Source organism: Acidobacteriota bacterium (assembly GCA_016713675.1).
GTDB lineage: Bacteria > Acidobacteriota > Blastocatellia > Pyrinomonadales > Pyrinomonadaceae > OLB17.
This window is the reverse complement of sequence record JADJOS010000001.1, coordinates 2,261,119-2,281,259: the sequence shown is the minus strand read 5'-3', so window position 1 is coordinate 2,281,259 and position 20,141 is coordinate 2,261,119. Positions and strand designations below refer to the sequence as shown.

Genomic DNA, 20,141 nt, shown 5'->3' with positions numbered 1-20,141 from the left:
CATATACCGGAGTGTCCGAAAATACTAATAAAAAAGGAAAGAGAACAACAATGAGAACCAACGTAATTTTAACACTGAGCGTAGCGGCAACCGCTGCACTTTTTTCGGCTTGCGGAGCACCTGCCGCCAACAACACTAACGCTGTAAAGCCTGCGAACGCAGCACCTGCAACCGCGACCACGGCTAGCCCGGTGGCACCGGCAACCAAGGCTGATGCACCTGCGGCTGACGGCCAGGTCATCAAGATCGAAGAGGCCGGCATACAGATCACCGTGCCTAAAGGCTTCAAATTCAGCAAAGACGGCGAAGACACGATCGTGATGAGCGAAGACGAAGGCGTTGACGTTCGTTTTAGCGTTCCGAAAGACGGCGACTATGAAAAGCTGATGGCTGACGCCGGAGCTGAGATCGACAACTATCTCAAGAACGTCAAGATGGATTCGAAAGAAGGCCAAAAGCGTGACGTTAACGGTATGGAAGCCATTTCGCTGACAGGAACTGCCACGAATGATGGTGCTGATGTTGTGTGGAACCTCACCGTCATCAAGTCGCCGAAAAAACCGGTTCTTGCCAACATCTATGCTGACAAATCGAGCCTAGAAAAATACGCGGCTCAGACCAAGGCACTTCTCGATAGCGTCAAGAAGCTGTAAATTCATCTTCATCATTAATGAAGAAGGCTGTCCGATCCGGGCAGCCTTTTTTTTGTTTGATTGAGCGATCCCGGCCGCAGTAAGGGTTTGGTCTTTATCCGGTTCCGTTATATAAATTATGGATAGAGATCGATCGGGCATTCGGAGATCAATGAGTATGAAACACATCTATTTTGCCGTTGTCTTGTTGCTTGGGATATCATCGATCGGCTTTGGCCAGTATAAGAAAGGCAGCGTCGAGGACAAGCTGATCCGGATGGACAAGGCGTGGACGTTCGCCGAGCTTAAGGGCGACAAAAAGGCGGCCGCAGCCTACGTCGCTGACGATTACGTCGGCACCACCCAACGCGGCGAGATCGAGACCAAGGCCCAGTACCTCGCCGGGATCACCGCCAATTCCGACATGGTCAAGTCCGACGATTACAAGGTCACGATCCACGGCAGCACCGCGATAATGACGCACCGCGGCACTGTCGAGGGCGTCAGAAATATGCAATTCCGCAGCACACACATCTGGATGAAACGCAGCGGCAAATGGCAGATCGTCGCCCACCACGGCAGCCAAATATCACCGCCGATCGAATGATATTAGCCCGTGCCCGCTCATTTTCTTTCGTACTCTTTGCGATGTTTTATCGTGTTGTTGTGCAACGCTTTGCCGCGTGGTAACTTCAAAAGCGTTCTATGTCTACCACACTAAGGAAATATTGAAAATGAAAAGCAAGGTTTTAGGATTCGGAGCGGTTGCTCTGTTGGTTTTGGGAACTGTTTTCTCTGCGTTTGGACAGAGATCGGTCACTCTGTTCAGCGGGATGATCGGCGAGGCAAAGGTCGAGCTCGCCTTGACGCGTGACGGCGAAAACCTCACGGGCGACTATTACTATCGTAAGTCGGGCAGTGCGAACCGTTTGAAACTTAGCGGTAAGATCGGCGCGGACGGCAGCTTTACGCTGCAGGAGTCCACCGCGGCGGGCAAACAGACCGGCTCGTTAAAAGGTAAATGGAAAGAGGAAGCGAATGCGTCCGGCGCAATGCTCGAGGGCGAGTGGCTCAAACCGGGGCAAAAGGATGAGGGCCTTGGATTTTACGCGTGGCAGCAGATGATCGATTTCACGACGACCAAGATCACGACCCGCGAGATCAAAGAAGCGATGAAGCCCAAAAAAGCGACCCTTTCGGCCGAGTATCCCGAGTTGACCGGCAATGCTAACGCCGCCGGATTTAACGCTCTTGCCAAGGCCGAGGTAACGAAAGCTCTTGCGGGATTTCGAAAGGACATGAATTCGCTGACGGCCGCCGATGTCAAGATGATCGGTCCCGGTATGGGCAACTACATCGACGTCGGCTACGGGATCGAATACGCCGACGAAGATCTCATCAGCGTCAACTTTACCGAGAGCACATTCGAGGGCGGAGCCCATCCGAACAGCGGCACAACCACACTCACATACGATCTGAAAGCCGGCCGCCAGGTTAAGCTCGCCGACCTTTTTAAGCCCGGTGCGAAATACCTCGCCAAGATCGCCGACTATGCGACAAAAGATTTGCAAAACCGCAAAGACCCTGAGAGCGGCGAAAATATGGGCATCGCCCAGGACATCTGGCTCGACGGCGTCAAACCGACCGCCGACAATTACTCCAACTGGAACATCACCAAAAAAGGCCTCCTGATCACGTTCCCGGCCTACCAGGTCGCCGCCTACGCCTACGGCCCGCAGACCGTCATCGTCCCTTACTCGTATCTAAAGGACATCGCCAAGCCCGACGGAGCATTGGCAAAGTCGAAGTAGCAAGGACCATCTTCATCGGAAATAGAATTGGCGGCTGCGAATTAGTTTCGCAACCGCCTTTTCTTTGTCGTTCGACAGGTCAAATTGTAATGATTGCGGAGCTTTCCCCAATTCGTTGTAGTTCTTGAAAGACCGATCTTCGCGATAAGAGTGTGGAGCGAATTTAGGCGGATGGGTGTTTGGAGTCGATGGGTGCGAAGTGGAACGGCGATGGGATGTTGGAGATCGCACTTTTGAATGGGAATGTTGGACAGTGATGGGATTTTTCTTTGATCTGGACAACAACGGAGGCAACGGAAACCTGCGACAGTCTTTATGACGTGATTTTTGTATTGTCGCAAGACCGCTTTTTATTGTCGCAGACCCTGTATTTTACTGTCGCAAGCCCCCTAAAACACTGTCGCCAGGCCCCTTAAAAACTGTCGCAGAACGCATTGTTACGGCATTTTCGTCAATTTTGTTGATCAAATTGTGGTACGTACCACAATTTGAACGTGAGGTGAAAAACACACGTTTGGTCCACCCCCAAAAACGCACATTTCGGGACAAAAGCGGAGGCAATTGTCTACGGCTGGCAGTAAAGCCGGATGGCATAACGGATGGACAAAAAAAGAAAGCCGCTTCAGAGCATCGAAGCGGCTTTCTCATTCAGTACTCGGCCCCAAGTGGGCTAATTTGCGTTAGGCACTCGCCGACGCTGCATACGGCGGGAGGATGACCCTCGCGGCTTTTTCTTTCTTCGCACCCAAAGCCCAATCCGCCTGCATCAAGGTGTGGATGTCGCGGGTTCCTTCGTAGATGACGGCGGCCTTACAATTTCGCAGATAGCGTTCGACCGGATAGTCATTGGTGTAGCCGTTTGCACCGTGGACCTCGATCGCCATTGATGCGGCGGTCTCGCTGCGAATGGTAGCCTGCCATTTGGCGAGGCTCGCAGCACGCGCCGACGGTTTGCCTTCGTTCTTGAGATAGCCGCATTTCAGCCACAGCAGATGTGCCATCTGATAGTCGGCTTCCATGTTCGCGATCTTCTGTTTGACGAGCTGGAAATTGGCGATCGTCTGGCCCTGGACCTCACGTGTGTTGGCGTACGCGACCGAAGCGTCGCGTGCGGCACGGATAACGCCCGTAGCACCTGAGGCGACCGTATAACGGCCGTTCTCGAGGCTGAACATTGCGATCTTAAATCCTTCGCCTTCCTGGCCGAGCATATTCGCCGCCGGAACCCGAACGTCCTGCAGCGAGAAGTAGCCCGTGTTGCCGGCACGAATGCCGAGTTTGCCGTGCAGCGTGCCACTCGAAAATCCGGGCATGGTACGTTCCACAATAAAGCACGAAAGACCGCTGTGATCGCGGACCTTCTGCTTCTCAGGATCGGTCCAGCAGAAAAAGAGGAAATTGTCAGCGACGTCGGCGAGCGAGATCCACATCTTTTCGCCGTTCAATATCCAGTCGTCACCGTCGCGGCGTGCGTACGATTTCATGCCGACGACGTCGCTGCCGGCGTTCGGTTCGGTCAGTCCGAATGTGGCGAGTTTTTCGCCCTGGGCCTGCGGGACTAGGTATTTCTGCTTCTGCTCTTCGGTTCCCCACGAATATACGCTGAGGCTGTTGAGCCCGACGTGGACCGACATCGCCACACGCAGAAACGTATCGCATGCCTCGAGTTCCTCACAAACGAGGCCAAGTGCGACGTAGTCAAAACCGGCTCCGCCGTAATTTTCGGGAATACACACTCCCATAAGGCCAAGATCGGCCATCTTCTTAAATACCGACGGCTCGAAATAGGCCTTTTCGTCCCATTCCTTGATGTTTGGAGCAATTTCGCCCGCACAAAACTCGCGAACGGTGTTCTGCAATGCAATATGTTCTTCTGATAATTCAAAGTCGATCACGGTGTTTAATTTCCTCGCTTACTTAGGGTTGTATGATAGAATTTTCCTCGTAAATTCAAAGCATCAGTCTATCATTTCGATGATATTTCCGCTAAACGCTCGCGATTCATTCGCCTCACCTATGTCAATACGAAAGCTAATATTTACGGTCATTTGTGTCGCCGCGTTTGCTCAGTTTCTTGCCGCCCAGAACCGTTCGAACGAGCCCATCCCCAAAATGCCGAGACTGCTCTCGCAGCTCGAGCAGATGAACGTCCGCGAAGCATGGCTCAAGAAACGGCTCGACACACTGCTGCTGCCGATGATGCGAAAACACGGCATCGCGATGTGGATCGTCGTCAACGAAGAATTTAACAGCGATCCGGCGACCGAGTATATCGTGCCGCCGATGCCGATGGTCGGCAGCCGCGATTTCTTCATTTTTGCGGACACAGGCGAAAAGCTTGAGAAGATAGCGATCGTAAGATATTCCGAGGAGCGTCTGAAAAACCACTATCAGATGGTCAGCGTCTCGCGGGACAAACTAGGCGAAACTCTGCGAGCGACGATCGCTAAATACACTCCGAAAAACATCGCCCTCAATATGAGCGGACCGCGAGGCCAGCAGAACGGCCTATCACAGGCATCGTACAAGATGCTCGCTGAAACGCTCGGAGCCGAGACCGAAAAGAAATTTGTGCCGGCAGCGAATTTCCTTAGCGATTTTTTTGATACGAGGTTGCCTGAGGAACTCGAACACTACCGAGCGGCCGTCCTTGTAACCGACATTCTGACGCGGCGTGCATTCTCGAACGAGGTCATTACGCCCGGCAAGACGACTGTCGGCGATGTACGTTGGTGGTTTTTGCAGCAGATCAGCAACCTTGGGCTGACGACCTGGTTTCAGCCTGACCTGCGGATACAGCGTCGCTCAAAAGCGAGTACGACAAGCCAGCAGTTCCTCTCGGTCGCCGACGAAGCTACCGTTATCGAACGCGGAGACCTCATACATATCGATTGCGGCCTCAATTACATGGGACTGTCGACCGATTGGCAAAAACACGGCTATGTGCTGCAAAAGGGGGAACGTGACGTTCCGGCCGGAATGAAGACGGCTCTGGCAAATACGAACGCCCTGCAGGACGCGATATTTGCCGTTGCACGTGTCGGTATGACGGGAACTGAGGTTTACGACGCAGCAATGGCCGATATGAAACGCCGCAATATCGAGGCGATGATCTATTCGCATCCGATCGGCAATCACGGCCATGGGCTCGGAGCGTCGATCGATTTTCGCCGTGCGATCACCGGGTCTGAAGAACGGTTTCGGCTCGGCTCGTTCACCTCGATCGAGCTAAATACCTCGATGCCTCTAGCCGAATGGGCGGGCCAAAAGATAACGATCATGGCCGAAGACGACGCTGTGATGAGCGGAGCCGGCTATAAATTCATACGGCCGCGTCAGACGGAGTTTTATTTGATCAAATGACGATGATCGCCGTTAAGAAAGCACAAAACATCATCACGCGAGAAACCGGTTCGCTTGGCTCAGAACGCATCACGATCGCCAATGCGGTCGGACGCGTGCTGTCCGAGACGATCGTCGCGGACAGCGATCTGCCGCCGTTCGATCGCTCGCAGATGGATGGTTATGCGGTAGTTGCAAAAGACACTTTGAATGCTTCGGTCACGCTCGATCTCGTCGGCGAATCGGCCGCCGGACGCGGCTGGCATCACGAACTATTACGCGGCCAGGCCGTCGCGATCATGACCGGAGCACCCGTTCCAAAAGGTGCCGACGCGGTGCAAAAGATCGAACTGACTCGGCTGAACAATGAACGCTCTGTCGAAATACTCGAACCGACCGAAAAGGGCCGCTACATCATCCGCAAGGGAGATGAGATCAAAAAAGGCGAGACTATTTTCAGGGCGGGCGAGGTGGTCACCGAAAACATGATCGCCGCTATCGCCGCGTTTGGTTATGCAAAGGTCAAAGTCGCAAAGCAACCGCAAGTCGCCATACTCGGCACCGGCAGCGAGATCGTGGAAATAAGCAACAAGCCCGGACGCGATCAGATACGCAATTCAAATTCAGCAATGCTGGAGATATTGAGCCGCAAGTTTGGCGGATCGGCGACGATTCTGCCGATCGCGAAAGATGATATCTCAGACCTGAAATTCCATATTTCAAAAGCGGCAAAGCGAACGGATATTTTGGTGATCACCGGCGGCGTTTCGGTCGGGAAATACGACCACACGAAGACTGCACTTTCCGAGCTTGGGGCCGAGTTATTTTTTGAAAAGGTCAGGCTAAAGCCCGGTAAACCCGCGGTTTTTGCCCGCCTCGGCAAATGTTTGGTCTTCGGTTTGCCAGGTAATCCCGTTTCGGCGGCGGTCACGTTTCACTTGTTCGTACGGCAGGCGTTACTGCAAATGCAGAAAGCGGCCGACCCATCGGCAGACAACGGTTCTGCCGTCCTCGCAACCGACACCCGCGGGGCAAGGGAACGCGACACCTATCTGCCCGCCGGTCTTTCGACCAACGAATTGGGGCAGTTGATCGCACATCCGTTAAAATGGTCCGGGTCGTCTGATTTTGTCGGATTTTCGCGCGCCCGGGCATTGGTCCTTGTGCCGCAAGGCGCTGAATTGGCAAAAGGCTCGGTCGCCAAGATACTCTATCTTTAACAATGGAAATTCCATTCGCCATGGCCCATCCGGCCATATATGAGACCGTCGAGAGAATACTCGGCCCGATGCCTCGCGGCCGACTTCTCGACGTGCCCTCTGGGCGTGGGGCGTTGGCTGAGGGCTTGATCAAGATGGGATTTGAGGTGTCGTGTGCCGACCTTTATCCTGAGATATTCCAGCTCGAAAACGTCGAGATCCTTAAAGGTGACCTTGACGGCAAGCTGCCTTACAAGGACGATTCGTTCGATTATATCGTCTGCATCGAAGGACTCGAACACATCGAAAATCCGGCGAACGCGATACGCGAATTTTCGCGAGTGCTCAAGTCCGGCGGCACGCTGATCGCTTCGGTGCCGAATATTATGAACATCGAGGAACGGTTGCGTTGGCTTTTCTCCGGCTACACGTCACACTTCAAACCGCTGTCGAGTGATGTGCAGGCTGAGTATGTCGAGATCGTCGGTTCGATGGAGGAGATCGCGTTTCACATCAATCCGATCGGCTATTCCGAAATGCGGTACTTGCTTGAGAAGTCAGGACTCAGCGAATTCAAATTGCATTTGGATAAGGAAAAGAAAAATTCGTGGCGATTCCTGCCGCTGACGGCGTTGATTCGGCTTTCGACACGGTTCTCGTCCGAGGCAAAACGCCGACGCCGCTGGGCCAACGAGCTAAATAGTAACGAAGTCCTACTCGGCGGCAACACTCTGATATTCGAGGCAAAAAAACAATGAGCGAACTGTCACATTTTGACGATGCGGGTAAGATAAAAATGGTCGACGTCTCCGACAAAGAAACGACCACGCGCCGAGCCGTCGCGTCCGGAAAGGTTTTACTTAACTCTGAAACTCTTAAAACTCTGCAAACTTCCCGCAACCCAAAGGGCGATCCGCTCGAAATTGCCAGAATTGCGGGGATCATGGCCGCCAAACGCACTTCTGAGCTGATACCTCTTTGCCATCAGATCAATTTGTCTAAGGTCAATGTGACCGCTGAATTCAGCGAAAACGGCGTCAATATCACAGCCGAGGCTGTCACGAACGCTCAAACCGGCGTCGAAATGGAAGCCCTGACTGCGGTCTCGGTCGCAGCACTCACGATCTACGACATGTGCAAGGCCGTTCAGAAGGACATCGTGATCTCAGATATTAAGCTGGAATCGAAAACCGGTGGAAAGTCTGACTTTGTCAGTCGTCCGTAATCTATTGCATTGGTTAGAATCTTAGAACTGAGGACCCACGCTAACCGACTAAAGTTAGAGACATTCCACGAACTTTCGCATACAATAGTCGTATTCGCTTGTAGGAAAGTTAAGGAGTTTTTATGCCGATAAATTACAAGCTCGCCGAAGACGTCAAACCGCAATTTAAGCTGCTCATCGCGGCAACGGTCATGAGCATTGCCCTGTGGGCGATCGCGTGGTATTTTCCGATCTTTGGATATATCGCATATCCGCTGCAGCTTTTTGCGACGTTCATTCACGAGAGCAGCCACGCTCTGGCGGCGTTGATCACCGGAAATGCGGTCACGAGCCTGACGGTTTCGCCTGACACGAGCGTAGCGGTATGGTCGAGCGGTTCAGGGCTATCGGGGTTGTTCATCTCTAGTGCCGGATATCTCGTAGCGACGGCTTTTGGTACTGCATTGCTTGCATGGATCAGGTTTGGAAAATCGCCGCGAGCCGCGTTGTACTTTTCCGGTGGCCTTGTCGGAGCGATGACTATCGTTTTTGGGCTTATTCTGCCGTTTTGGACGTTTTTCTCGACTGCGACGGTCGTCGGAGTTGCCTTCACAGTGTTGTCCGGAGTGGTCTTGTCAGGCGGCCTCTTTGCCATTGCGCGATATGCACCGATACGCTGGGCGCATTTCGCACTCGCGGTTCTCTCGGTCCAGTGTTTGCTCAATGCGTTCTTTAGCTTAAAAGACCTCTTTGTCGTCACAGCCTCGTCCGATCAGCACACGGACGCCGCCAATATGGCCGCCGCGACCGGAATTCCCGGAATCGTTTGGGTGCTCGTCTGGTTCGTGATCTCGGTCGTAATGATCTCGCTCGGCCTCAGACTTTATGCGGTCGGCGGCAAAAATGCCGTGAGCGATTCTGTATTTGAGGATTAGAATGAAATTTCTTGGTGCGTTAACTCTCTCAGCTGTGATTGCGATAGCCGCGACCGCACAGGTCAAAACACCGGAGACTCCGGCAGTCAAAGCACCGTTCGAAAGCTCGCTCCAAGCGGTGGTTGTGACCACGAAAAGCTGGGACGCCATAACCGGAACAGCCCGTCTATTCGAGCGAAAAGACGCAAAGTCAAAATGGAAGGCCGTTGGTGATGAGTTCCCTGTCGTCGTCGGTTCAAAAGGCCTGGCTTGGGGCGACGAATCGCCCCGGCAAACCGCTGCAACGAAGGTCAAACAAGAAGGTGACGGCAACGCTCCGGCAGGGTTATTCCCGCTCACTTCGTCCTTCGGGACGAGCACGAAGCCGAGCGAACTTGAGCTTCCATACACCAAACTCGAGGAATATACGGAGTGTGTCGACGACACCCGATCGAACTTTTACAACCGCATCGTCAACCGCATGCAGGTTGGCAATTTTGATTGGAGATCATCGGAGAAAATGCTGTCGATCGGCGACCAATACGGGCTCGGCATATTTGTCGCGTACAATTCGTTTCCGGTCGTGAAAGGTAAAGGATCGTGTATTTTTATGCACGTCTGGAAAGATCAGAACACGGCGACCGACGGCTGTACGGCAATGGAACGCCGAAATGTCGAACGGATCGTGGCTTGGGCTTCGCTGACAAAGAATCCATATCTTGTTCAATTGACCGAAGAAGATCACAAGAAATACCAAAAACAGTGGAAACTGCCGAAAATCTAGTCAGGCTTGATACGCTCGTCACCGGCTCGCGGCTCGTGGTGCGTTCGAAAAAGGACTGGCGATTCGCGGCCGTGTCAAAAATGGACGAGGGCCTTGTAGTGCTCACCGTCGCCTCGCCGAGCGGCTATTCATATCGCCTCCGCCGCGACCCGGATACTGAGATACTTCTCGAAGGCACCATTCCCATCCTAAAATACGACGAAACCGACACCTGGCGTGACAATTTCGGTCAATACGATGTTCGCTGGTAAGTCCAAAGAATGCCAAAGCCCGAACGTCAGTAAGTGCGTTACACTCAACTCGAATGTTACGCCCTTACTAACATGCAGGCTTCTTCAACTCGCATCGATTTGGTAAAATACTCGTTTGCGTCAGGCTCGAATATCTTATCTATGCACGCTGCGAAAACAAAAGAGGAACAGATCGTCGTACGCGGTGCCCGCACGCATAACCTCAAGAATATCTCGGTCTCGTTCCCGGTCAACAAACTAACCGTCATTACCGGTGTTTCGGGCAGCGGCAAATCTTCGCTCGCATTCGACACGCTTTATGCCGAAGGACAACGGAGATACGTGGAATCGCTGTCGGCATACGCCCGTCAGTTTCTCGAACGGATGGACAAGCCGGACGTTGACGAGATCACAGGCATCTCACCTGCGATCGCGATCCGGCAAAAGAACGCGACAAAAAATCCCCGTTCGACCGTCGCCACGCAGACCGAGATCTACGACTATTTGCGGCTGCTATTCGCCCGTGCCGGCACCACGATCTGCCACGTCTGCCGCCGCGAGGTAAAAAAAGATTCGCCCGAATCCGCTGCCGACGAGATTCTCGCGTCGCTCGACGAAGGCACGCGCTTTTATGTCTTGTTTCCAATTCAAGAAGAAGTTTCCCGCGAACTTGTCCGCACCGCTCGCAAAGGTGTCAGAAGCACGCACGTAAGTAAGGGCTCGGCTGATAAAAAAAACCAAAACTTAAGCACCCAGGCGTTTCTCATTTCCCTGCTCCAGCAAGGCTTTTCCCGCCTCTTCCGCGACGGCGAAATGATCGAGCTGCAAAAGCCTGAGGATTACGCCTTCGATAATTTCGACAACACATACGTCCTCATCGACCGCCTAAAAGCGGCCCAAGACATTCGCCAACGCCTAGTGGATTCACTAGAAATATGTTTCCGCGAGGGCCACGCGGCGGTCATCGAAACGACCGACGGAAAGCCGTTAAAATTCTCCGACCGGTTTATCTGCAAATATGACGGCACGCGTTACGAAGAGCCTGAGCCGCACCTTTTCAGTTTTAATTCACCGTTTGGTGCGTGTCCGACTTGTCAGGGGTTTGGCAATACCATTGGGATCGATTACGGACTTGTGATTCCGAATCCGCTACTGTCGCTCAAGCAAGGTGCCATCGAGCCTTTCACGCGACCGACTCATGCCTGGGCACAGAAAGAGTTGGTGAAATACTGCGCGTCCGCAAATATCGACATGACCGAACCGTTCGCCGATCTGCCTGACTATCAGCAGAACTGCGTGATCTACGGCGACGAAGGCTGGCGCGGACTGAAAGGCTTTTTTACGTTTCTCGAAACAAAGAAATACAAGCTCCACGTCCGCGTATTCCTCGCCAAATATCGCGGCTACACGAAATGCCCTGATTGCGACGGCGAGCGTTTGCGCCAAGCCGCACGCGATGTAAAGATCGGGATGCGTTCGCTGCCGGAGATCATCGAGATGTCGATCGCCGATTCGCAAACCTTCTTCGACAAGCTCGAAATGGACAGCGAACGTTCGCAGATCGCCGATAAACTACTTCTTGAGATCCGCCGGCGTTTGAAATTTCTGGTCGAGGTCGGTCTTGATTATCTGACGCTCGGCCGCCTCGCGGCGACGCTTTCGGGCGGCGAAGCTCAACGTATACACCTCGCGACAAATCTCGGCTCGCTTCTCGTCGGCACGCTTTACGTCCTCGATGAACCCAGCATCGGCCTGCATCCGCGTGATAATTCGCGGCTCATCAAGATCCTCGAAAACCTACGCGACATCGGCAACACTTTGCTCGTTGTCGAGCACGACGAAGACACGATGCGTGCCGCCGATCATATCGTCGACATCGGCGTATTCGCGGGCGAATTCGGCGGAAATCTGGTGTTCGAAGGCGATTTCAAAGCGTTGTTAAAGAGCGAGACTTCTCTAACAGCAAAGTATCTTCGCGGCGATTCCGAAATAAAGGTGCCGCAGAAACGCCGCCCGATAACCAAAGAAAAGATCGAGATCATCGGTGCGCGCGAACACAATCTTCGCGATGTTTCGGTCGAGATTCCGCTCGAAATGCTGGTTTGCGTGACGGGCGTTTCGGGCTCGGGCAAATCGACGCTGGTCCACGACGTTCTCTACGCCGGCCTCAAGAAAAAACGCGGCGAGTGGAACAGCCATGTCGGATTTTTCAAGGAAATAAGGGGCGGTGAGAATATCGACGATATCATTCTCGTCGATCAATCGCCGATCGGACGGACACCGCGTTCGAACCCGGTGACGTACATCAAGGCGTACGACGCTATCCGCGAGGTCTTCGCCGCGACCAACGCCGCCAAGACAAAGGGCTACAACGCGTCGCATTTTTCGTTCAACGTCCCCGGCGGACGCTGCGAGATATGCCAAGGTTCAGGGACAGTAACGATCGAGATGCAGTTCCTCGCGGATGTCGAGTTGACGTGCGAAGATTGCCGCGGGATGCGGTTCAAGCAGGAGATCCTCGATATCAAACACAAGGGCAAGAACATCCATGAGGTCCTCAACATGACGATCCGCGAGGCCCTTCTCTTTTTCAAAGACGTCGCCAAACTGACCACCAAGCTCAAGGTCCTCGACTCGGTCGGCCTCGGCTACCTGCGTCTCGGCCAATCGGCCACAACGCTCTCCGGCGGCGAAGCCCAACGCGTCAAGCTCGCGTCGCATCTCGCACTAAAAACAAAATCGAGCACGCTCTTCATCTTCGACGAGCCGACCACCGGCTTGCATTTCGAGGACATCAACAAACTTCTGACCGCGTTCCGTGCACTCATCGACAACGGCGGCAGCATCCTTGTCATCGAGCACAACATGGACGTCATCAAAACCGCCGATTGGGTCATCGACCTCGGCCCCGAAGGCGGCACCGGCGGCGGACAGATCGTCGCAACGGGCACGCCTGAGGATGTTGCTACTGTGAAGGGATCTTTTACCGGGCAATATCTCAAAACCTACTTGAAATAGTCTGATGCCGGTTGCGGCGAGCCTATTTGAAGTTGCTTTTTGCGCAATGTTTGCCGAACGGGCATTCGCCGACTTGGACCCACTCGTAAAAGTCGTTAGTGTTGCCCTCGACCGCGTAGTAGACTTTTTTGATCGTCGGGAACTGCATCAGGGTTTTGTCGAACATTCCCCAATATTGGCCGCCGCCGCAGCTAGTGGTCGCGTTGCCCATTTGTACAGTCACGCGGCTAGTAAAATTGACGTATGCCGCTCCGTTTTTTACGTTAATGCTTTTGAGTATGCCGTCAGTCTCGGCAGCTGACATACCGCTGTAACCTTTCGCTTCTTCGGCTTTGGTCGGGCCCTTGAAAAGTTCAGTGAGTGCGGCTTTTGCAGTTGCTGTCGTCTTCGGTATCTTACGTGTGACCGGAAACACCTTGTTGCAATCGTCGATGTTCGGGTTTAACTTTTCATTAGACAGATAGACGTTGATCGTCATCGTCTTGGCGGTCTGTGCGAACATCGCTCCTGAAAAAATCAGTACCATCCACATCAAAAGCATCGTCTTCATAGTCTTCTAATCGTCTCCAAATGTTGCACGCCAGAGCGGAGCGATCTGCTCCATTACCTTGCAGTCGCAGTAGCCGCCATTTTCGTTGAGCCAGTTGGTGAGTTTTGGGAAATCGAGGCCGTTTTTCATCATGAACCGCATCGAGTGACGCAGGCTGTGATCGCACTCGGTCTCGTAGAGTTCGTCCTCGACGTAATCGAGCATCTGACTGACGGATTCTTGTCTCGCGGGCATCAGGTCCAAAAATGCCTCAAGCTGTTCACCGCTCATCTGCTCTAGATTTTCGATCTGTCTTTTACGTACAATTGCCATAATTTATAAATCCATTCACCTGTTTCGAATCAACGGTTATCTATTAAATTAAATGATAACTGATAGCTGCGAAAGCGCTCTTGATCAGTTGTCAGTTATCGTTTATCAGTTTTTTGGTATTTCCTTTCAGCAATGACCGGTATTCAATATCGGGACCTGCCCGGTACTCAAACATCGCCCGAGATCCATCGTTCCAGATAATTGGTCCAATGAAAGACCCAAGTCGCGTAAGCATTGGCAACGAACGACAGGCCGATCAGCGACCATTCGAGCGGCGTAAGGTGCCTTTTACCATTCTCTAACATGATGACAAAGATCCACGGCAGCAGCACCATCGCATATCGATAACCGAACTGCCATCCGCCCGAATTTCCGTGCGTCCAATGAAGAAAAGTGAGTATCACGATCGAAAACCACGACGCGAGTTTGAGCACTCTGTCGCGTGCACCCCTACGGAAGATCAGCAGCAGAAACGGGCTGCTAAAGAGAATTGACGAGCTGAATCCATCCGGCACGATGTAGGGGAAAGTCTCGCTCCAGTTCCACATTTTGAAAAGCATTTCCCACGCCTGTCGAAATAGGTACCATACAGAGAATATTCCGTGGTTGTACCATGGCTCATCCAAAACTCCCGGGATCCGCGAATAGCCAAAATCGGTGAATGAATGAAAACGTACGTAGTTATAGATCAACGTCGAGATGCCAAGCACGAAAGGTACTGCACAAAATAGGCTCAAGTCTCGAATCTTGAAAGGTGAAGCCCCCTGGAAGCCGGTCTTTACCGCTTCGGTGCCTGATCCCTTCTCTTCTTCTCCCAAACTCAATTTCTCCGGTTCTTCGGCACGGCACAATAGATACATGAACACCGGTGCGGTCAACAAATTCTCTGTCCGGTTACCAAATGCCAGTGCGAAGAAAAGACCGGCCAACAACGGCCTCCGGTCATAAACGGTAAAATAGATCGCCCCGAGCTGCCCGACCATCGCGAACCCAAGTGCCAGCTGCCACGCCCCCGCGAACGTCAGGTTCGTCCACATAAACGTGCCGAACAGGATCGCAAAGGTCAGAAGTATCCGGCGAGTCGCCGATGTGTCGTATTTTTCAGCGATGCTGAGCAGAAAATAACAGATAATTCCCGCCAGGATCGCCGCAACCCAGGCACCCGGCATCTGTGTCACTATCCCGGCTATCTTTAACGCCGCTTCCGGGATCATCGATACCACAGCACCAAGCGGAAAGACCGAGTACCATTCGCCCTCGAACGGCACAAACTCATTCAGCCACGGCGGCCGCTTTTCGGCAAATCCGATCGATCCGCGAAGAAAGTTCTCCGCAACGCGAAATGTGTAATCGTAATAACTCTGAGGATTGGGATTGGAAAAGAAGTAGACGGCCGCCGCCGCGACCGATAGCAGCCAACGCAATATGTGGCCGGCGAGCCACGAGTCCGGTCTCCCGACTCCTGATTCGAGTCTCGTTACGCCGCCCATATCTTCAATTTGAACTCATCGCCCGCCAAGTAGATCTCGGGTTTGCGGCCCGAAAAGCGGTTCGACTGCCGAAGGATCATCGGCAGGCCGCCGTGCGGGGCGTTGACTCCGTATTCGCGGCGAGTGAATATCGCCGCGATCTGCGGGTTTAGGCGTTGGGTGATGCCGTATCGGATGGCACGTGAAGCCGGCGGATTAAAGCCATTGGTCCGTCGTGGGTTAATAAATTCGATGGCGTTGTCGTAGATGTTGATCCTTGTTCGTATCTCACGCAGGGCGAGGTCGCGATGGACCAAGGCGTTGATGATCGCCTCTGAGATCGAGTAAAAGTGATAATTTGCCCGAGCCTGAACGACTGAATCTGTGACGAGTTCGAGTTTGCGTTTTGGCCGCTCCTTTCCGAGATCGGTGTAACGTTTGACGAACGCCATGATCGTCTCGTACTGCGAATGCAGATTTCCCTTGACCTCGATCGCCTCGATCAGCTGTGCAGAACCGTTCGAGCCTGAGAACCTGGCAACCGTCACATTCGAACGCGGCAGCAGTTCAGCCACGCGCTCGTCCTTGCCAAATAATAGAACAGCGGCGACCGTTGGGAAGAAATCGTCCACATTGCCGACCGCAAGCAGCAGGTCCTTGCGCAGAAAATCGCTGGTGTTGTACAGAGCGAGATTCGGGGCATTATCATCAAATCCGCTCGCAAATGACCACAGCAGAGCGTCGTCAAAATCATCCTCGGTCACCGTCTGCAAAGGTATATTCTCAAATCCGAGCGGCCTGATCTCGTCGAGCCAGCCAGATAATTCGTCACGCGAAACCTCGCGTTTCTCAGCACCGATCCGCAGATAAAAACGGCCGTCCTTTGTCCGGTATGGCCGCTTTTTGCCGTCGACGTCGAGAGCGACAATGCGTTTTCCGCTGTCAAATGCCATCGTGTCGATCATAGGAACAAGCGGCGGCACGATCTCTTCGCGGCAGATGCGTGCAAGCTCGGACTGAACCCATTCGGGATTCGAAACGCCCTCGATCCGGAGCTGGTCGTTGACGCCGAAAATGATCGTCCCGCCGTCTGTGTTCGCGAGCGCGACGATGCCCTGCGCGATCCGCTCCGAGTTCGACAGCTTGACCTTGAGCTCAAGGTACGTGTCCTCGCCTCCGCGGATCAGACGAAGCAGCTCGGACCGCGTTGTCTGTTGTGTTGGTTGATTTAAAAGATATTCCTGAAAGGTGCTGTCACCCGAAGACTCAAAACGCTGTGTATGACGAAATTTCCTTCGCGGCATCAGTGTTTGAACGTGCGATTTATGTAAAAGACGGCCACGTATCGCCGCCCGAATGCCGCATGTGGAACAGCATTACTGGTGTAAATTTTCAAACAATTCTATTGAAACACCGAAAGAGGGAAAAGTAAATCACCCTTGATTTATAGCGTGCGTTAGCGAGCGAAAGATGTCGCGGCCGTCGTTTGAGCCGAGGAGTTCTTCGCAGGCACGTTCGGGGTGGGGCATCATTCCCATGACATTGCGGTCGAGATTGCAAATGCCGGCGATGTTCGAACGAGCACCGTTTGGGTTTGACTCCGCGGTGACTTCACCGTTCTCGTCGCAGTAGCGAAAGACGATCTGGCCGTTCTCTTCGAGGTGTTGGTAAGTGACGTCGTCGCAGGTGTAATTGCCTTCGGCATGAGCGACCGGGATCGAAAGAACCTTCGTGGGATCTACCTCAGATGTAAACGGGGTGTTTGCATTCTCAACCCGCAGATTGACGTGCTTACAGATAAAATGGAGCCCAGCATTTCGCATTAGGACACCCGGAAGCAGGCCGGCCTCGCATAGGATCTGAAAGCCGTTGCAGATGCCGAAAACGAACTTGCCTTCGGCGGCAAATTCCTTGACGGACCGCATTACCGGCGAAAACCGAGCTAACGCGCCGGCGCGTAAATAATCGCCGTACGAAAAGCCTCCGGGCACGATGAGCGCGTCAAATTCGCTCAGATCGGTCTGTTGATGCCAGACAAAATCGACAGGCTGTCCAACATGCTTGGAGAGAACGTGATAAGCGTCGTGATCGCAGTTGGAACCGGGAAATACAATTACGCCAAACTTCACGCTTCCACCTCCACGCGAAAGTCTTCGATGACCGGATTTGCAAGAACGTCATTGGCGATCCGTTCGATGTTTGATTGGGCGACATCGAGCGGGATCGAGTCGTCGACCAACAGCTCAAAGTACTTGCCCTGGCGGATATCGCTAATGCCTTTATAGCCTAACGAGGCAACGCTGTGATGGATGGCTTTGCCCTGTGGATCGAGCACGCTGGGCTTGAGTGTGACGTAAACCTTTGCTTTCATATCGAGCTCCAAAATAAATTCTAGATTGTTACGCACTACGTTGTATAAATCAAAGTCTTATGGTAAATTTCACGTAAATTTCGCTTCATGCAATCGTTACAAATCAAAACCCTCTAAAGGAGAACACTTAAAATTATGCAAAACACTGATGGAAAATCCGCACTCGGACTTGATGCGAATGTCGCAGCCGGACTCGCTTACCTACCGATATGCGGTGTCAACCTAATAATGAGCATCATTATTCTCGTTACCGATAAGTCCAATAAACTCGCACGCTTCTCAGCATTCCAATCTCTACTGCTTATCGGCGTACTTATCGTTGGATACGTTGCGGGTATCGCGATCGTCGGTGTCGGAGCTGCCGCAGACTTTGGTCTTTTAGCGATACTTGGGGCTTTGGTATACATCGGTACATTCCTGATCTGGATAGTGGCTACGATCATATGCTGCATTCAAGGATTTATGGGCAAGATCTTCAAGCTGCCTATCATCGGCGGAATGGCTGATAACTGGTCAAACTAACACTTGGTTTTAGCAAAGGGCCTTTGTGTTCAGCCTTACGGGCTGTAGCAAGGGCCTGTTTTAATTTTGATGGAGAAAATAGTTATGAATGAATCAGGAAAATCGGCTTTCGGATTAGACGCAAATGTCGCGGCCGGCCTCGCATACGTTCCGGTCCTGTTTTGCCACTTGATCGTTAGTATTGGCGTACTTGCCACTGACAAGACCAACAAACTTCCACGCTTTCATGCTATTCAGTCGTTACTGCATTCGGCGATAATGGTCGTCGCTACCATCATCTTTGTGATCGCGGTCTTTGTGGTTATGGCGATAGTGGCAGTTTCGCAAATGCCGGCATTGGTAGTTCTGATCTTTCTGGTTTACATCGCTTTTTTGCTTTTCGTGCTCGTTTGGGTCATTGGACTTGTGATCGCTTGCATCAAAGGATTTCAGGGCCAGATCTTCAAGCTCCCGATCATCGGCAACATGGCCGATAAATGGTCGAATTAGTCAAATACCCGACCAAACACCGTTTCAACATTGCGCAGGTAATGTTTCAGATCAAAGACGCGGGCGATTTCATCAGCCGAAAGGTGCGAAGAGATGTCCGCGTCTTTCGTTACCAACTCAACATACACGCCGCCTTCGTCCCAGACCTTCATTGCGTTTCGCTGTGTCCAGGCGTAGGCGTCTTCGCGACTGATGCCTTTTTGCGTGAGAGCAAGCATTAGCTGGCCGCTGAATACAAGGCCGCGTGTTAGGTCGAGATTCTTGAGCATATTCTCGGGATAAACGATCAGCGTGTCGAGCAACGAAGTTGTTTTCGCGAGAATGTAATCGAGCGTTGCCGAGGAATCAGGCAACACGATACGCTCTGCCGAAGAGTGCGAGATGTCACGTTCGTGCCATAGTGCGACGTTTTCCAGGCCGACGATCGAATTCGCACGCACGGTCCTCGCCATTCCGCAGATACGCTCGGACAATATCGGATTCCGCTTATGCGGCATTGCCGAAGAGCCTTTCTGGCCGGTCTTGAATTTCTCCTGAGCCTCGCGAACCTCGGTCCGCTGCCAGTGCCGCACTTGCAAGGCGATCTTCTCCAGAGTCGAAGCGATTATCGCCAGCGTACACAGAAACTCGGCGTAACGGTCACGCTGAATGACCTGTGTCGAAACGTCCGCTGCCTTCAGACCCAAACGCTCACAAACACGCTCCTCCACGTCCGGCGCCAGATGAGCGAAAGCCCCGACGGCACCGCTGATCTTGCCGACAGCGATCTGTTCCTTCGCTTTCAACAGCCTCTCGCGGTTTCTCTGCGTTTCCGAATACCACAACGCCCACACCAGCCCAAACGAGGTCGGCTCGGCGTGTATCCCATGCGTCCGCCCGATCTGCGGCGTGTCTTTGAATTCGAACGCCCGCCGTTTTAACACCACGAGCAACGCATCCAGTTTCGCGAGCAGCAGATCGCAAGCGTCCTTCAACAACAAAGCGTTCGCAGTATCTACGACGTCGCTCGAAGTCAGCCCGTAATGCACAAACCTCGCCGCGTCGCCGATGTTCTCGGCCAGATTCGTGGTAAAAGCGATCACGTCATGGTCGGTCGTCTTCTCGATCTCATTGATCCGCTCAACCGTAAACGCCGCCTTGGCCTTGATCTGCTCCACAGCCTCAGCCGGTATGGTCCCGTCCTCAGCATGAACTTCGCACACGGCGATCTCAACATCCAGCCACTTCTGAAACTTATTCTCCAGCGACCAAACCGCACCCATCTCAGGCAATGTATATCTTTCGATCATAAATT

21 protein-coding genes are annotated in these 20,141 nt (G+C 52.9%); 13 read left to right on the top strand and 8 right to left on the bottom strand.

The genetic code is table 11. The annotated features are described in order from the left end of the window. Positions 1-50 precede the first annotated feature (50 nt). The 3 genes from IPK01_10390 to IPK01_10380 all read left to right on the top strand — a co-directional run bounded on the left by IPK01_10390 (position 51) and on the right by IPK01_10380 (position 2,443). Positions 51-653: a hypothetical protein gene (locus IPK01_10390; GenBank protein MBK7933892.1), complete on the top strand. Its 603-nt coding sequence runs from the start codon at positions 51-53 to the stop codon at positions 651-653. 157 nt (positions 654-810) lie between these two features. After that, positions 811-1,239 carry a DUF4440 domain-containing protein gene (locus IPK01_10385; GenBank protein ID MBK7933891.1) on the top strand — a complete coding sequence of 143 codons (429 nt, stop codon included), beginning with the start codon at positions 811-813 and terminating at the stop codon, positions 1,237-1,239. Between the two features lie 127 nt (positions 1,240-1,366). Continuing rightward, positions 1,367-2,443: a DUF3298 and DUF4163 domain-containing protein gene (locus IPK01_10380; protein MBK7933890.1), complete on the top strand. Its 1,077-nt coding sequence runs from the start codon at positions 1,367-1,369 to the stop codon at positions 2,441-2,443. A 680-nt stretch (positions 2,444-3,123) separates the two neighbouring features. Here the strand turns inward: IPK01_10380 and IPK01_10375 are convergent. After that, positions 3,124-4,335, bottom strand: a complete 1,212-nt coding sequence (locus tag IPK01_10375; GenBank protein ID MBK7933889.1) for an acyl-CoA dehydrogenase family protein — start codon at positions 4,333-4,335, stop codon at positions 3,124-3,126. Between the two features lie 124 nt (positions 4,336-4,459). On the opposite strand from IPK01_10375, the gene IPK01_10370 reads away from it, so the two are divergent. The 8 genes from IPK01_10370 to uvrA all read left to right on the top strand — a co-directional run bounded on the left by IPK01_10370 (position 4,460) and on the right by uvrA (position 13,134). After that, positions 4,460-5,806 (top strand): M24 family metallopeptidase, encoded by a 1,347-nt coding sequence (locus IPK01_10370; GenBank protein ID MBK7933888.1) that lies wholly within the window; start codon positions 4,460-4,462, stop codon positions 5,804-5,806. After that, positions 5,803-7,005, top strand: a complete 1,203-nt coding sequence (locus tag IPK01_10365) for a molybdopterin molybdotransferase MoeA (protein ID MBK7933887.1) — start codon at positions 5,803-5,805, stop codon at positions 7,003-7,005. The genes IPK01_10370 and IPK01_10365 overlap by 4 nt, the downstream gene beginning before the upstream one ends. Before the next feature lie 2 nt (positions 7,006-7,007). After that, positions 7,008-7,742 carry a class I SAM-dependent methyltransferase gene (locus IPK01_10360; GenBank protein ID MBK7933886.1) on the top strand — a complete coding sequence of 245 codons (735 nt, stop codon included), beginning with the start codon at positions 7,008-7,010 and terminating at the stop codon, positions 7,740-7,742. Beyond that, a complete protein-coding gene (gene moaC, locus IPK01_10355; protein ID MBK7933885.1) occupies positions 7,739-8,209 on the top strand; it encodes a cyclic pyranopterin monophosphate synthase MoaC in 471 nt (156 codons plus the stop codon). Before IPK01_10360 ends, moaC begins: the two co-directional genes overlap by 4 nt. Positions 8,210-8,331: 122 nt before the next feature. Then, a complete protein-coding gene (locus IPK01_10350) occupies positions 8,332-9,123 on the top strand; it encodes a M50 family metallopeptidase (GenBank protein ID MBK7933884.1) in 792 nt (263 codons plus the stop codon). Between the two features lies 1 nt (position 9,124). Then, entirely contained in the window at positions 9,125-9,886 is a 762-nt protein-coding gene (locus IPK01_10345; protein MBK7933883.1) for a L,D-transpeptidase family protein, read from the top strand. After that, complete coding sequence (locus tag IPK01_10340) at positions 9,865-10,137, top strand: hypothetical protein (protein MBK7933882.1); 273 nt, start codon at positions 9,865-9,867, stop codon at positions 10,135-10,137. The genes IPK01_10345 and IPK01_10340 overlap by 22 nt, the downstream gene beginning before the upstream one ends. 141 nt (positions 10,138-10,278) lie before the next feature. Next, positions 10,279-13,134, top strand: a complete 2,856-nt coding sequence (gene uvrA / locus IPK01_10335; protein ID MBK7933881.1) for an excinuclease ABC subunit UvrA — start codon at positions 10,279-10,281, stop codon at positions 13,132-13,134. Between the two features lie 22 nt (positions 13,135-13,156). Here the strand turns inward: uvrA and IPK01_10330 are convergent, their stop codons facing one another. The 6 genes from IPK01_10330 to purS form a co-directional block, all read right to left on the bottom strand. Next, positions 13,157-13,684, bottom strand: a complete 528-nt coding sequence (locus tag IPK01_10330; GenBank protein MBK7933880.1) for a GerMN domain-containing protein — start codon at positions 13,682-13,684, stop codon at positions 13,157-13,159. Between the two features lie 6 nt (positions 13,685-13,690). Further along, positions 13,691-13,996 (bottom strand): DUF2695 domain-containing protein, encoded by a 306-nt coding sequence (locus IPK01_10325; protein MBK7933879.1) that lies wholly within the window; start codon positions 13,994-13,996, stop codon positions 13,691-13,693. Positions 13,997-14,163: 167 nt separating this feature from the next. Then, a complete protein-coding gene (locus tag IPK01_10320; GenBank protein ID MBK7933878.1) occupies positions 14,164-15,486 on the bottom strand; it encodes a hypothetical protein in 1,323 nt (440 codons plus the stop codon). After that, positions 15,474-16,769, bottom strand: a complete 1,296-nt coding sequence (locus IPK01_10315; GenBank protein ID MBK7933877.1) for a putative DNA binding domain-containing protein — start codon at positions 16,767-16,769, stop codon at positions 15,474-15,476. Before IPK01_10315 ends, IPK01_10320 begins: the two co-directional genes overlap by 13 nt. 129 nt (positions 16,770-16,898) lie before the next feature. Beyond that, positions 16,899-17,594, bottom strand: a complete 696-nt coding sequence (purQ, locus tag IPK01_10310; protein MBK7933876.1) for a phosphoribosylformylglycinamidine synthase subunit PurQ — start codon at positions 17,592-17,594, stop codon at positions 16,899-16,901. Further along, on the bottom strand, positions 17,591-17,836 hold the full coding sequence (gene purS / locus IPK01_10305; GenBank protein MBK7933875.1) for a phosphoribosylformylglycinamidine synthase subunit PurS: 246 nt from the start codon (positions 17,834-17,836) through the stop codon (positions 17,591-17,593). The genes purQ and purS overlap by 4 nt, the downstream gene beginning before the upstream one ends. A 135-nt stretch (positions 17,837-17,971) precedes the next feature. Here purS and IPK01_10300 point away from each other — a divergent pair, with 135 nt between their 5' ends. Continuing rightward, positions 17,972-18,358, top strand: a complete 387-nt coding sequence (locus IPK01_10300) for a hypothetical protein (GenBank protein ID MBK7933874.1) — start codon at positions 17,972-17,974, stop codon at positions 18,356-18,358. Between the two features lie 84 nt (positions 18,359-18,442). After that, complete coding sequence (locus IPK01_10295) at positions 18,443-18,847, top strand: hypothetical protein (protein MBK7933873.1); 405 nt, start codon at positions 18,443-18,445, stop codon at positions 18,845-18,847. Here IPK01_10295 and IPK01_10290 read toward each other — a convergent pair. Further along, positions 18,844-20,136 (bottom strand): adenylosuccinate lyase, encoded by a 1,293-nt coding sequence (locus IPK01_10290; GenBank protein MBK7933872.1) that lies wholly within the window; start codon positions 20,134-20,136, stop codon positions 18,844-18,846. The two genes, IPK01_10295 and IPK01_10290, sit on opposite strands and share 4 nt — an antisense overlap. Positions 20,137-20,141: the final 5 nt, after the last annotated feature.